The following is a 14,317-nucleotide window of genomic DNA, read 5'->3' on the forward strand; positions in this document are numbered from 1 at the left end:
AGAGGGCTGAATCATATGAGCAATCAGGTAAACGTACGGATGAGCCGCCGCCTGGTTCGGGTTCGCGATGACCAGTTGTCGTCACCGGCCTATCAGCCCTGCTCCTGCAGCGCCTTGATGTGATCGCCCAGACCGGTCGCGCGACTGACATCGAGTTCCAACGCCACCCCGGTGTGCTTGCTCTCGTCGAGCTCGCCGGCCTCGGTGATTGCATCCATCACCGCGGCGGATCGACTGGCTTCGACCAAATACAGCAGGATATTGCGCGCCCCGAGGTACTCGAGGCCGAAGAAGGTCAGGTGTCGGTGCAGCCCCTGGCCACGGGCCTGGGGAATGATCGTGGCACCGGATGCCCCCGCTGCACGAGCTGCTTCCATGACGGCCTCGACCTTCTGGTCATCGATCATGGCCATAATCAGTTTGAAGTTCATGTTCAGATCCCGTCCGGCACTTGCATGGTCAGCTAATATTAAACCGGCAACGAAATACCTACGGTATTCGTTGCGCGGCATTTGCGGCACATGTCCGAAAATGCCTTCGCTTCGCGGCCCCGGCCGTTCCAGCCGGGTTAATAGTATTGATACAGTAGCAACCGGTGCTCAAGATCATACCCCATCACCGCCTGCCGCTGCCTGACAGCCTGGACCTTGCGCCCATGCCGCGTGACTTGAAGGCTCGCTGGCCATTGCGCAGGCCCAAAACAGAGGAAGCCCACGGATGCGCCAGGTCACTCTACGTTGCGAGAACTGGAATCTCCATTCTCCATTCATCATTACCGGCCATGTCTTCACCGTAGCCGAGATCCTGTATGTGGAGATCGCCGATGACAGGCATGTGGGCCGGGGAGAGGCCAGCGGCGTCTATTACCTGGGCGAGACCGCCCAGAGCATGCTCGAGCAGGCCGAAAGCGTTCGCTCGGCCCTGGAGGGCGGTGCCGGACGGGAAGTGCTGCTGTCGCTTCTGCCGGCGGGCGGGGCGCGCAATGCGATCGACTGCGCCCTGTGGGATCTGGAGGCTCGCCGTAGCGGCCAGCGCGTGTGGGAACTGGCTGGGATCAGCCCTCGCGCTATCACCACATTCCAGACCGTCAGTCTGGACTCGCCTGACCGCATGGCCGCCGCGGCCAGCCGAATTGCCGGAGAGAAGATCAAGGTCAAACTCGACGGCGATCAGGCACTGGAGCGAATTGCCGCGGTACGCCGTGCCCGTCAGCAGGCCGAGATCATCGTCGACGCGAACCAGGGCTGGACCTTTGAACAACTGCAGACACTGGCACCGGCATTTCGTGATCTGAGGATCGCCATGATCGAGCAGCCACTGCCCCGCGGCGACGATGAAGTGCTGGAGGACTATATGCCGCCATTGCCCTTGTGCGCCGATGAGTCCTGCCTGGATCGCTCAGAGTTCGAGGTAGCTGCCAGCCGATACCAGATGATCAACATCAAGCTCGACAAGACGGGCGGGCTGACGGAGGCCCTGGCGCTGGCCCGACTGGCCAGGGATCACGGCCTGGAACTGATGGTCGGCAACATGGTGGGAACCTCCCTGGCCATGGCGCCGGGCTATGTCGTTGCCCAGCTGTGCCGATACGCCGATCTGGACGGCCCCCTGTTGCTGGAAAGCGACCGCGAATGTGCCATGTCGTTCGAGAAGGGCCGTGTTTCACCCCCGCAAAAAGCGCTTTGGGGCTGATATGCTGTTCTGATGTCCGAGACGACCCGAATCCGACTCAATGCGCCCTACCTGTTGCTGATCGGCACCGAATCCCGACCCACTTTTGCCAAGACCGCCATGGGCCTGGTGCAGTGGTGCCCGGACAAGGTGATCGGACAGCTGCGCTTCGAAGGCTGCGAGCTGGATCTGGGTGTGCCCGACGTGAGTGTGACCGAAGCGGCCCGGTCCGACTGCGGCAGTCTGGTCGTGGGGGTTGCACCCGTAGGCGGCAAGGTGCCGGACTCGTGGTGGAGCGTGATGGAACAGGCCGCTCGCGCCGGCATCGATGTTGTCAGCGGCCTGCATCTGCGCCTGGACGATCATCCAGGTCTGGTCGCCGCCGCCAAGGCCGGCAACGCCCGTCTGATCGACGTTCGTATACCACCCGCCGATCTCCCCGTAGGCAGCGGCAAGCCGCGCTCGGGTCGACGCATACTAACCGTCGGCGCCGATTGCGCCATCGGCAAGAAGTACACGGCCCTGGCGCTCCACCGCGCGCTCGCCCGGGCCGGGGCTGATGCCACCTACCGGGCAACCGGGCAGACCGGCATCATGATTGCCGGCGAAGGCATCCCCATCGACTCCGTGGTTGCGGATTTCATCTCCGGTGCCGCCGAGGTGCTGTCGCCGGACAATCAACCCGATCACTTCGACATCATCGAGGGCCAGGGCTCGATTTTTCATCCCGGCTACTCCGGCGTGGCCCTGGGCCTGCTCCATGGTTCGCAGCCCGACGGCTTTGTCGTCTGCCACGATCCCCTGCGTGAAAGCGTCTCCGGCTGGCCGCATTTCGGCCTGCCGTCGCTCGAGGAGGTGATGGACGCTCATGTGCGCATGGGGCAACGCACCAACGCCCGCATCCGGTGTGTCGGCATCTCGGTCAACACTTCCAGCCTGTCGACCGAAGATCGGGCCACCTGCCTGAAGCAGCTTGCACGGCAAACCGGCCTGCCCTGCGTCGATCCGCTGATCGACGGATGCGATGCCATCGCCCGCCACCTGCTGGACGAATTGACCGGACGATAACCGAAATCATCCTAACTCCAGGAAAGGGTCCAGCACTCCGCCACCGGTACATCTGGCAAGTGGGGCCGTCTTGAAACGGTCCCGGTCAGCGATGCCGCCGGGACCCGCGGTTCAACCAGCCAATCTGCCTTACTCGCCTGCTTCACGCGTGAAGACCAGCTCCCCTTCACTGGCCTCCACTGCGATGGTATCGCCCGGCCCGAAGGCTCCGGACAGGATCTGCTGTGCAAGGGCGTTTTCGAGCTTCTGCTGAATGGCCCGTTTCAGCGGCCTGGCGCCGTAGACCGGATCGAAGCCGACATTACCGAGCAGGTCCAGCGCCTGTTCGGAGATCTCCAGTGCCATCTCGCGGTCGGCCAGTCGTTGCCTCAGCCCCTCGATCTGAATCGATGCAATGGCGCGGATCTGATTGCGGTCGAGCGGATGGAAGACCACGATCTCGTCGACCCGGTTGATGAACTCGGGGCGGAAGTGAGTGGCCACGACCTCCATCACGGCATCCTTCATGGTGTCGTAGCCCTGCCCGGCCAGTTCCTGGATGCGATCGGATCCGAGGTTGGAGGTCATGACGATGACGGTATTGCGGAAGTCCACGGTGCGGCCATGACCATCGGTCAGCCGGCCATCATCGAGCACCTGCAGCAGGATATTGAACACTTCCGGGTGGGCCTTTTCGACCTCGTCGAGTAAAATCACCGAGTAAGGCCGGCGGCGCACCGTCTCGGTGAGATAACCGCCTTCCTCGTAACCGACATAACCCGGCGGCGCACCGATCAGGCGGGCCACGGCGTGCTTTTCCATGAATTCCGACATGTCGATGCGCACCATGGCCTCTTCGGTATCGAACAGGAAGCTGGCCAGCGACTTGCACAGTTCGGTCTTGCCCACGCCGGTGGGGCCGAGGAACAGAAACGAACCATTGGGTCGATTGGGATCGGCCAGGCCTGCACGTGAACGGCGGATGGCATCGGCCACGGCCTTGACCGCCTCGTCCTGGCCGATCACCCGCTCGTGCAGCGCCTCTTCCATCTTGATCAGCTTTTCGCGCTCGCTTTCGAGCATCTTAGACACGGGAATACCGGTCCAGCGGCTGACCACCTCGGCGATCTCCTCCTCGGTGACCTTGTTTCTCAGCAACTGGAAGTGGTCGGTGGTGTCGCTGGACTCGGCCTGCTCAAGCTGGCGCTCCAGCTCCGGGATGCGGCCGTGCTGCAGCTCGGCCATGCGCGAAAGGTCCTGGGCCCGACGGGCATTGTCGAGTTCGGCCCGGGCGCGCTCCAGCTCCTCCTTGATGTGGGTGGCATCCTGAACCGAGGCCTTCTCGGTCTTCCAGATCTCGTCCAGGTCGGCAAACTCGCGCTCGAGCTCGCTGATTTCCTCCTCCAGATCGGCCAGGCGCTTCTTCGAGGCCTCGTCGGTTTCCTTCTTGAGTGCTTCACGCTGGATCTTGAGCTGGATGAGCCGACGCTCCAGCCGGTCCATGGCCTCGGGCTTGGAGTCGATTTCCATGCGGATGCGGCTGGCCGCCTCGTCCATCAGGTCGATGGCCTTGTCTGGCAACTTGCGATCGGTGATGTAGCGATGCGACAGTGTGGCCGAGGCGACCAGTGCCGGGTCGGTGATATCGACACCGTGATGCACCTCGTAGCGTTCCTGGAGTCCTCGCAGAATGGCGATGGTGTCCTCGACGGTGGGTTCTTCGACCAGCACCTTCTGAAAACGCCGCTCCAGTGCGGCATCCTTTTCGATGTTTTCTCGATACTCGTTCAGCGTAGTCGCGCCCACGCAATGCAGCTCGCCGCGCGCCAGTGCGGGCTTGAGCATATTGCCCGCATCCATGGCACCCTCGGCCTTGCCGGCACCGACCATGGTGTGGATTTCGTCGATGAACAGGATGATCTGGCCTTCCTGCTTCTTGAGATCGTTGAGCACGGCTTTCAGACGTTCCTCGAACTCGCCGCGGTACTTGGCCCCGGCAATCAGCGCGCCCATGTCCAGCGACAACACGCGCTTGCTCTTCAGGCCTTCGGGCACCTCGCCGTTGACAATGCGCTGGGCCAGACCCTCGACAATGGCGGTCTTGCCCACACCAGGCTCGCCAATCAGCACCGGGTTGTTCTTGGTCCGGCGCTGCAGCACCTGCACGGTGCGGCGGATTTCCTCGTCACGACCAACAACCGGATCCAGGCGCGACTGCTCGGCCTTTTCGGTCAGGTCGATGGTGTACTTCTTCAGCGCCTCGCGCTGATCCTCGGCATTGGGATCATCCACCGCCTCGCCCCCGCGCACCGACTCGATGGACTCTTCAACGCCCTGCCTGGTTACCCCGGCCTGGTGCAGCAACTCACTCAAGCCCGTGCGCGCCTCCAGCGCGGCCAGCACGAACAGCTCGGAAGCGATGTAGGCGTCGCCACGCTTCTGCGCGATCTTGTCGGTCACGTTGAGCACACGACCAAGATCATTGGACAGATTGATCTGCCCGGCCTGGCCGCTGACCTTCGGCAGCCCGTCGAGCTTCTCGCCCAGCGCCGAGCGCAGGGTGTTGACCTGGGCGCCGGCACGTGCCAGCAGGCCACGAATGCCCCCGCCCTCCTGGTCGAGCAGCGCCACCATCACGTGCTCGGGTTCAAGCATGGCGTGATCCATGCCCACGGCCAGACTCTGCGCCTCGGCCAGCGCCTGCTGAAAACGTGCCGTCAATTTGTCCATACGCATAACGGGTTGACTCCCCTGCTGATGTTCGAGTTATCCACAGGGGTGGGGGCGCGGGGCGGGGGCTTCAAGGCAACGGGTAACGGTTTCCGGAAAAGGTTTCAGCGTTCAGGGTTCAGGTTTCAGGAAAAATGCCAGATCTTGTCGTCCCGGCCGTAGAGCCGGGATCTCGCACGCACGGCATCTGCACCCCCATACGGCTTTGTTCCACGCAGTGCCAATTCACCCGTGCGAGGCCCCGGATCAGGTCCGGGGCGACAACGACTGGCAGTTCCGGAAACCGGAACCCGTCTTTTCCCTGAACCCTGAACGCTAAATTCCAACATCCTTCACCGCCAGCATCCGGATCTCCGTCATATCCTCGATCGCAAACCGTATCCCTTCACGGCCCAGGCCGGAGTCCTTGACCCCGCCGTAGGGCATGTGGTCGACACGGAAGGCGGGGATGTCGTTGATGATCACGCCACCGACATCCAGCCGGTTCCAGGCCCTGTGAATCTTGCCGATATCGCGCAGGAACAGGCCGGCCTGCAGGCCGTAGCGCGAGGCATTGATGACATCGAGTGCGGCCTCGAAGTCGCTGAACGGTTCAAGCACCAGGACCGGGCCGAAGACTTCTTCATCGTAGACCCGGCAGTCATGGTCGACGCCTTCGAGCACGGCCGGGGTGACGACCGGACCGTCGCGTTCACCGCCGACCAGGCAGCGTGCGCCCTGCTCGACCGCCTCGCCTATCCATTCGACCACGCGCCGGGCATCGTCTTCAGTGATCAGCGGCCCGACGAAAGTTTCGGGGTCGCGCGGATCCCCCTTCTTCAGCGCTCCGACTTTCTCGACCAGCCGGTCCTTGAGCTGGTCATAGATGGCCTCGTGCACCTGCACTCGCTGCACGGAAATGCAGCTCTGGCCAGATTGATAAAAGGCACCGAACACCAGCCGGTCGACGGCGTCGTCAATGTCGGCATCGGCATCGACCAGGCAGGCGGCATTGCCGCCCAGCTCCATGACCACCGGCTTCTTGCCGGCCCTCTCCTTGAGCATCCAGCCGACCTTGTCCGAGCCGGTAAAACTCAACAGTTTCAGGCGATCGTCATCAGTAAAGCGGGCAGCCTCGTCGCGGTCGACAGGCAGAATGGAGAAGGCCCCTTCCGGCAGGTCGCACTCGGCAAGGATTTCGCCAATCAGCAGCGCGCCGACCGGCGTTTTCTCGGCAGGTTTCAGAATGAACGGACAACCGGCAGCAATAGCTGGCGCAATCTTGTGGGCCGCCAGGTTGTAGGGAAAATTGAACGGGGTGATGAACGACACCGGGCCGACCGGCACGCGCTTCCACAGGCCCCAGAAGGCCTCGGCGCGCTCGGCGATATCCATCGGCATCACTTCGCCACCAATGCGGGTCGCTTCCTCCGCAGCGATCTCGAAGGTCTCGATCAGCCGGCCGACCTCGCCCTTGGCGTCGCGAATGACCTTTCCGCCCTCGACAATCAACACCTCGACCAGTTCATCCTGGCGCTCGCGAAATCGCCGGACACAGTGCCTGAGCACGTCCCGCCGTCGATACGAGGGCAGCTCGGCCATGCCATCACGCGCCTCGACCGCTGCAGTAATGGCGTGGTCGACTTCCGCATCACCGGCCTGAGCCACCCGGTAGGCCACCTCGCCCGTGTGCTTATCGAGCACCTCCAGATCCTCGTTGGCCTGCACGGCGCGGTTGGCCAGATAGTAGGGGAAGGACTTTGCCATTACGACCGATCCATTGCAGAGCAACTGCCTGAGGGCGAACTTTGAGTGTAAGGTTTGGAGTGTGAAGTGTGAAGTGTGAAGTAAGGCAGACCCGAGATATTCGGTATACATCCAACAACGTCACACTTTACACTTAACACCTAACACCTCACATTTAACACTCAAGATCCGACCCATGGGCCACCGACTCTCAAAAATCTACACCCGCACCGGCGATGACGGCACCACGGGGCTGGGCGATGGCAGCCGTACGCAGAAAGACAGCCTGCGCGTCGAGACTTTCGGGACGATTGACGAGCTCAACAGTGCCATCGGCATGCTGATTGCTCATATCGACCACCAGGAGATGGCCAGCATGCTGCTCGATGTACAGCATGACCTGTTCGATCTCGGTGGCGAACTCTGCATCCCCGGTTCCGAAATCATTGCCGACCGTCACACCAGCCGGCTCGAGAACGAGTTGGACAACCTCAACGACGACCTGCCGGCACTCAAGGACTTCATCCTGCCCGGCGGCAGCAAGAGTGCGGCCCAGGCGCATCTGGCCCGCACCATCTGTCGACGTGCGGAACGTCGTCTGATTTCTTTGGCCCGCCAGGAGCCGGTCAACGAGCCGGCCATTCGATATCTCAACCGTCTGTCCGACCTGTTGTTCGTTGTTGCCCGTGTTCTGGCGCGCGCCGACGGCGCCGGCGAAGTGCTGTGGGACCACGAGCGCGACCGATGAGCCTGCTGGTCCTGACTCACGCCGACTGTCGTCGTCACACCCCACCCGAGGGTCATCCGGAGCGCCCGGAACGACTTGATGCGGCCCTGAGGGGCATTGATGAGATCAAGTCCCATCGGCAAAGGCCTGCCGAACCCGCTCAACACAGCCAACTGCTGCTGGCCCACGGGCCGAACTACCTGAACTCGCTCGAGAACCTCGCCGCAGCGGGCAACCGGGTCTCACTGGACAGCGACACCCATCTCGGTCCGGGAAGTCTCAGGGCAGCCAGTCTGGCGGCCGGCGCGGCCTGCCAAGGCGTAGACGAAGTCATGCGCGATGCAGGCCAGAGTGCATTTGCCATTGTGCGGCCACCGGGCCATCACGCCGAATCGGCACGCGCCATGGGCTTCTGTTTTTATAACAGTATCGCCATCGCCGCCCTGCACGCGGTCGAGACTCATGGCCTTGATCGTGTTGCAGTGTGCGATTTCGATGTTCACCACGGCAACGGGACCGAGGCCATTCTGGCCGGCAACAGCAAGACCCTGTTCCTGTCCAGTCACCAGTCACCGCTGTACCCCGGAACCGGACAACCCGATGCACCGCATGCCGATAACGTCCGCAACCATACCCTCCCGACCGGCTCCGGCAGCAACGAGTTCCGCGAACTCTGGCTTGAGCACCTGCTGCCGGAACTGGAGCAATACCGCCCGCAACTGATTCTGGTTTCAGCCGGCTTCGATGCCCACTGGCGCGATCCGCTGGCCCAGCTCGAACTCAAGGATGAGGACTACTACTGGATTGGCGACCAACTCAAGGCGCTGGCCCGGAAGTCCGCCAACGGCCGCCTGGTCGCCTCGCTGGAAGGCGGTTACGACCTGAAAGGACTTAAAGAAAGTGTGCTGGCGTTTGGGGAGGGGATTGAGTGACGAAAAATGGATGGACGGGAGACGGGAGACGGGAGACGGAAGGCCAACCCCCTCTTCTTCTCTCCCTCTCCCCACCTGCCGAAGGCAGGCCCATCTGAAGCGCACTGAGAGGCACGACTATTAACCCCGCAGTCTCCCGATGAATTACATCACATCTCCGCGCAGCACGAACACCGAACATTTGGCCTTGCTGGCCAGTTCACCGGAGTGAGACGGAATCAAGTGCAGCTTGTCCGCCACACCCGGAACATGTGATGCAGTCACGATAAGGTCGGCACCGATGTCATCGGCGGCCTCCAGCAGTTTCTTTTCCAGCTCCACCGTTACGTCAGTACTGTCCTTGGTCAGCGACGCGGTCGGCACACCGTGCTTTTCACCCTGTTCCTCGGCAAACTTCGCAAGGTTTCGCGCGTGCTCCTCAGGTGTCTTGGCTGCCCGATTGGGAACACGACCGGCAACGGTCACGAAATGCAAGGTTGCATGCCATTTTTTTGCCAGGGTTGCAGCAATCTCAAGGGACCGTTCCAGCTTGTCGACATGCTGCAGGTCGACAGGAACCATGATTTTCTCAAACATCGTCATTTCCTCACCGAGTGGGTTGAGTGGATGGAGTTTTCACACCCGTTAGTTCATATGCCCCAGGCAGGCACGTCAGAACGTACCTGCCTGGAGCGAACAGGCTAGTCGTGTGCTGATGAACCAGCCGCCTGACTCGAACCGTACTTCAGCAAGTACAGCTCGTGGCGCAGGCCTATGGCCAGGCTGACACACATGACCAGCAGCACGACGACAAATGGCAGCCCCGTACTGACGGAGCCGGCCTGCAGGGCGCTCAGTGCGGCATCTCCGCCGACGGCCAGCAGGACACCGGCGATCAGCCCTTCGATGACGACCCAGAACACACGCTGGCCGGTCGGCGCATCGGTCTTTCCGCCGGCGGTGATGGAATCAAGTACCAGGGAGCCCGAGTCCGACGAGGTAATGAAGAACACCAGCACCAGGCAGATGGCCAGGAACGAAGTGATTGCCGTAAATGGCAGATTCTCCAGCATCTGGAACAGTGCCAGCGAGGAGTCTGTAATGCCATCGGAGGCCAGAGCGCCGACATCCTGAACCACCTGATTGATGCCATTGCCACCAAATGCACTCATCCAGAAAACGGTGACGACCGTCGGCACGATCAGTACCGCAGTCATGAACTCTCGAACCGTTCGCCCGCGTGAAACGCGAGCGATAAACATGCCCACAAACGGCGACCACGAAATCCACCAGGCCCAGAAGAAAATGGTCCAGCCATGGTAGAAGGTGTCGTCCTCACGTCCCACGGGGTTGCTCAGAGGCAGGAGATACTGGAAGTAACCGGCCACCGTGGTTCCGGTGTTCTGGACGAAGGCAATCAAACCGCCTGCCACCATGACAAAACCCAGCAGGGCAATGGCAGCGATCATGTTGATGTTACTAAGTATCCGTACACCGCCATGGATGCCGCGCAGCACCGAAATCAGTGCAATGGCAGTCACGCCCACAATAATGGCAATCTGCGTGGTCAGACCGCCATCGATACCAAACAGGAAGCTCATGCCGCCGGCAGCCTGTTGGGCGCCCAGCCCGAGAGATGTCGCCAGGCCGAATAGTGTTGCCAGCACGGCGAGCGTATCGATGACATGCCCGATGGGCCCCCAGCATCGATCGCCGATCAAGGGGTAGAAGGTGGAGCGGATGGTCAACGGCAGGCCCTTGTTGTAGGCAAAGAAGGCCAGTGACAAAGCCACCACGCCATAAATCGCCCAGGGATGCAGACCCCAGTGGTACATGGTCGCACCCAATGAGGCGGTGGCATCTCCGCCATCCACGTTCAGCGGGGTACCGAACCATTCAGTGAAGTATCCCACCGGCTCGGCCACCGCCCAGAACATCAACCCGATGCCCATACCTGCGGCAAACAGCATGGCAAACCAGGACGGCAGAGAAAAATCGGGCGTGGCCTCTGTGCCACCGATCTTGATCTTGCCGACTGGCAGAACAATCAGTGCCAGGCAGAACAATACAAAGATATTTCCGGCCGACAGGAACAGCCAGTCGAAAGTCTCTCCGACCCAGACACGGGTGCTTTCCAGCACTGAGTTGGCCTGGTCAGGGAAAACCAGCGAAAGTATGACAAAGACAAGAATCAGCGCCGCGCTAACCGGGAACACGGGAGCATGTAAATCCAGCCCCATGGTCTGGATATTGTCCTGCCCGATTTCATAGTCGGTATCGTATAAGTCCTCGATCTCTTCTACGAGTTTCTGTTCTTCATTCTGGTTCGATTCTGACATGGTCGATTCTCCTCATTGACTGCAGCTTAAACGCTCGATCAAAAGCCGGTTATTGTTGTTATTCCGGCTTTCGATCGAGCTTGCTGAGCACATTGGCAATTAGAAGTAGTAGCCAATATTGATATTGAAGCGGGAATCCCAGCGCCCGGCCGTGGTCGCATCCAGGCCGATGCCATCGCCTCCGGCAAACCACATGTTGCGGCCGGTAATCCAGTCGAAATAGGCAAACACACCACCAGCGGCAACAGAGCAACCAGTGACGCTCTGCACCGAGTTGGAGCTGCTGTCCACGTCGGGGTCAACGTAAGTCCCTTCGTTATAGCAGTTGGCCCAGGTGATCGGACCCCAGTCCAGATCAAAGGAGCGAGAGATGCTGTAAGTGTAGGTATTGGCCTTGGCGGCAATCATGAACGGGAAGGCGAACGCGCCTTTCTGCACGAAGTCGTCCGAGACGCCAGCCGGGTTCTCTGGATTGTACTCATAGCGCAGGGCCATCGCCCGCACGTTCCAGTCGCCGAAGTAACCGTCGAAGTCGACACCAGCAGCCCAGCGATCACCGTTGCGCTCAGTGATGCGGTTGTACATCTGGCCGGCCTGCAGACTCAGGCCCAGGTTGACACTGTCGCCACCATCGAGTGCAAGATGACGCTCTGCACGGAAATTGAACTGGTTGGTTTCCGTATTGCCTTGATCGCCGCCAGTGACCAGATCAAAGGAGTATCTATCGGCACGGGCATCGTTGGCATACTCCGGATTCTTGTAGAAGCCGTAGTACAGGGTCCAGTCATCACTCGGCGTGTGAACGAACTTGATGCCGGTGTCGTAATCGTCCTCGTAGCCCAGGTAATAGTTACCGGTAAACCAGAAACTATGGCTCATGTACGGCTGAATCCCGAATGGGACGCGGTTGATCCCCAGTTGCATCTGCAACTCATCGGAGAAGTCATAGCCGACCCAGGCATGGTGAATGGCCTGAAAGTCATTGTAGCGACGCCATTCGGCATCAAGAATCACGTTACCGACCGAACCACTGAAATTGACTCGGAACAGTTCCAGTTCGAAATCGCTATAGCGATCCTTGAGCTGGTCGTTGTAGTCCTGCCACCAGACATTCAGTCGAACGGCGCCACCGACGTCGATGCCATCGGGATCCTCCTCTTCGACCACGGACTCTTCAACCTGCACGATACGCGTCTCGATCTCCTCGCGCTCTTCGCGTTCGCGATCGCGTTCGTCACGCAGCTCACCGAGTTGCTGTTGCATTTCCAGCAACTGCTGTTGCATGGCTTCGATCTGCCGCTTGAGAATCTCGGCCTCGTCTTCGCCTTCCGATGCAGATGAAATGGTTGCGGCACCAACCAGAACGGCGGCGACCAGGGCTGTGGATAGCTGGCGTTTCATGCGTAGTACTCCCCTGTTGCGCAGTGAATAATCATCCGCGACCAGATCGGCACACCGCTCGGCAGGCTCCCTCTTCCAGCGTGAGCGCCCAGCCAGAGCATGCTGGGGACGGACAGACCGCCCCTCGGCAAGTTCGACATTCCGTACCGACCCTGCCACGGAATCAGCTTCCAATTAACAGCACGGTAACAGATCGGCAACGATCATGGCAATGGCGACGGTGTAGTCGCCCGGCACTGTTGGACTGTGCGCATGTGATGTCGGCGACGCGCCAGGTCTGAATCGGCCACTGCTGGCTGTGCCTCGACCATGTCGATATAGGCTTGAGGCAAAGAATGATAGCGCGCACCTGCTGCAACCAATGCGCAATACCAATCATACGGATGCATGATTTGCGTTGTCCAATGTGAAGGCGTCAAATACGCCAACGCCGGAACCCACTGCTTGCCAATACAGACATCGAACCGGAACGTTTCATAGCCTCCGCCGCAGCCCTCGAACTGATCAAGAACGGGTAGCTGGTATTCATGCACCCGGTATGCAGCAGCCCAGGCACAATGGTCGCTGCCGGGCATCGGCCTGAGATTGGCCTTCGCCGACCCATCAGCGCCGCGCTTGTCAAAACACAGTCGCCATCCGGGCAGCCCCACGACTCCGGCCAGTTCGATATCGCCGATACGTTCGCGCAGGCGGTGCGGATGCAGATTGGATCCGTAGGCCAGGTAGATCAGGGGCGATGCATCCGGCATTACACCAGACCGCGGGGTCGAAACAATGCGTCATGCAGGTTCAGGGCATAGCGATCGGTCATGCCGCTGACATAGTCGAGAACCTGTGTCAGCGCATCGGCCTCGTCGATGCGATAGGAATCGGGGATCTGGTCAGGATGTTTGAGCAGGTGATCGACGAGCTGACGGATCACGCCCCTGGCACGTGCTGCCTGGGCCTCGGCTTCAGGTCGCTGATAGACAGTTTCAAACATGAATTCACGGAAGTGACGCATGGCCAGCAGAACTTCGGATGACATCGTGACCTTGCCGCGGCTGACCGACTCGTCGATCACAGCCTCGATCATGACGTTGATCCAGCTGCGACCATTGAGCGCACCGAGTACCTTGACGACGTCACCGGGCACATCGCGCGGCGCAATCACACCGGCCCGTATCGCATCCTGGAGATCGTGATTGAGATAGGCGATGCGATCGGCAAACCGGCAAACCCAGCCTTCGGCCGTGTGCGGCGGCGGCTTGACCCGCCAGGTGTGAGCGCGGATGCCATCGAGCACTTCCCAGGTCAGGTTGCGCGGCTCGAGCACGCTGAAGATGCGCACACCCTGGTCCGAGTGCAGCCACTCACCGTCTTCCACGTACTCTGACAAAACGGCTTCACCGGAATGGCCAAACGGTGTGTGTCCGCAGTCATGGGCCAAACAGATGGCCTCGGTCAGGGTTTCGTTGAGCCCCAGGGCAACGGCAATGGCACGCGCCACCTGGGTGACCTGAAGGGTATGACTCATGCGGGTGACGATGTGATCACCCTCGGGATTGATGAAGACCTGGGTCTTGTGCTTGAGGCGCCGGAAGGCCTTGGAATGCAGCACCCGGTCGCGATCGCGCTCGAACTCGGTCCGGTACGGATCCGGCGCCTCCTCCTGCTCCCGTCCGCGACTGTCGGCCGAACGGGTGGCCAGGGCAGAAAGGTGATCCTCCCGGGCTTCGCGCATCTGGCGGGTGACCGGCGCCAGTGATGCAGATCGGTCGGTCACC

At 60.8% G+C, this 14,317-nt stretch carries 12 protein-coding genes; 4 read left to right on the plus strand and 8 right to left on the minus strand.

Annotation, left to right across the window (positions count from 1 at the left end; all coding sequences use genetic code 11):
• Nucleotides 1–92 precede the first annotated feature (92 nt).
• Entirely contained in the window at nt 93–431 is a 339-nt protein-coding gene (locus tag IC757_RS11930) for a P-II family nitrogen regulator (RefSeq protein WP_190974534.1), read from the minus strand.
• A 286-nt stretch (nt 432–717) separates the two neighbouring features.
• On the opposite strand from IC757_RS11930, the gene dgcA reads away from it, so the two are divergent.
• Together dgcA and IC757_RS11940 are read left to right on the plus strand one after the other, a co-directional pair.
• On the plus strand, nt 718–1,692 hold the full coding sequence (dgcA, locus tag IC757_RS11935) for an N-acetyl-D-Glu racemase DgcA (RefSeq protein WP_190974535.1): 975 nt from the start codon (nt 718–720) through the stop codon (nt 1,690–1,692).
• A 12-nt stretch (nt 1,693–1,704) separates the two neighbouring features.
• Nucleotides 1,705–2,739 carry a DUF1611 domain-containing protein gene (locus IC757_RS11940; RefSeq protein ID WP_190974536.1) on the plus strand — a complete coding sequence of 345 codons (1,035 nt, stop codon included), beginning with the start codon at nt 1,705–1,707 and terminating at the stop codon, nt 2,737–2,739.
• Between the two features lie 129 nt (nt 2,740–2,868).
• On the opposite strand, the gene clpB is transcribed toward IC757_RS11940, so the two are convergent.
• Nucleotides 2,869–5,454 (minus strand): ATP-dependent chaperone ClpB, encoded by a 2,586-nt coding sequence (clpB, locus tag IC757_RS11945; protein WP_411913458.1) that lies wholly within the window; start codon nt 5,452–5,454, stop codon nt 2,869–2,871.
• 309 nt (nt 5,455–5,763) lie between these two features.
• Nucleotides 5,764–7,194, minus strand: a complete 1,431-nt coding sequence (locus tag IC757_RS11950) for an aldehyde dehydrogenase family protein (RefSeq protein WP_190974537.1) — start codon at nt 7,192–7,194, stop codon at nt 5,764–5,766.
• A 175-nt stretch (nt 7,195–7,369) separates the two neighbouring features.
• Between IC757_RS11950 and IC757_RS11955 the strand changes: the two genes are divergently transcribed.
• Both IC757_RS11955 and IC757_RS11960 read left to right on the plus strand, forming a co-directional pair.
• Nucleotides 7,370–7,921 carry a cob(I)yrinic acid a,c-diamide adenosyltransferase gene (locus IC757_RS11955; protein ID WP_190974538.1) on the plus strand — a complete coding sequence of 184 codons (552 nt, stop codon included), beginning with the start codon at nt 7,370–7,372 and terminating at the stop codon, nt 7,919–7,921.
• On the plus strand, nt 7,918–8,832 hold the full coding sequence (locus tag IC757_RS11960) for a histone deacetylase family protein (RefSeq protein ID WP_190974539.1): 915 nt from the start codon (nt 7,918–7,920) through the stop codon (nt 8,830–8,832). The genes IC757_RS11955 and IC757_RS11960 overlap by 4 nt, the downstream gene beginning before the upstream one ends.
• 144 nt (nt 8,833–8,976) lie before the next feature.
• On the opposite strand, the gene IC757_RS11965 is transcribed toward IC757_RS11960, so the two are convergent.
• From IC757_RS11965 to IC757_RS11985, 5 genes are all read right to left on the minus strand, one after another.
• Nucleotides 8,977–9,408 (minus strand): universal stress protein, encoded by a 432-nt coding sequence (locus IC757_RS11965; RefSeq protein WP_190974540.1) that lies wholly within the window; start codon nt 9,406–9,408, stop codon nt 8,977–8,979.
• 104 nt (nt 9,409–9,512) lie between these two features.
• On the minus strand, nt 9,513–11,150 hold the full coding sequence (locus tag IC757_RS11970; RefSeq protein WP_190974541.1) for a BCCT family transporter: 1,638 nt from the start codon (nt 11,148–11,150) through the stop codon (nt 9,513–9,515).
• Between the two features lie 99 nt (nt 11,151–11,249).
• On the minus strand, nt 11,250–12,551 hold the full coding sequence (locus IC757_RS11975) for a hypothetical protein (RefSeq protein WP_190974542.1): 1,302 nt from the start codon (nt 12,549–12,551) through the stop codon (nt 11,250–11,252).
• Between the two features lie 203 nt (nt 12,552–12,754).
• Nucleotides 12,755–13,300, minus strand: a complete 546-nt coding sequence (locus IC757_RS11980; RefSeq protein ID WP_190974543.1) for a gamma-glutamylcyclotransferase family protein — start codon at nt 13,298–13,300, stop codon at nt 12,755–12,757.
• The gene (locus IC757_RS11985) at nt 13,300–14,316 is read right to left on the minus strand and encodes an HD domain-containing protein (RefSeq protein ID WP_223846108.1); all 1,017 of its coding nucleotides are present in this window, start codon (nt 14,314–14,316) and stop codon (nt 13,300–13,302) included. Before IC757_RS11985 ends, IC757_RS11980 begins: the two co-directional genes overlap by 1 nt.
• Nucleotide 14,317 lies beyond the last annotated feature (1 nt).

The organism is Wenzhouxiangella sp. AB-CW3, assembly GCF_014725735.1.
Classification (GTDB): domain Bacteria; phylum Pseudomonadota; class Gammaproteobacteria; order Xanthomonadales; family Wenzhouxiangellaceae; genus Wenzhouxiangella.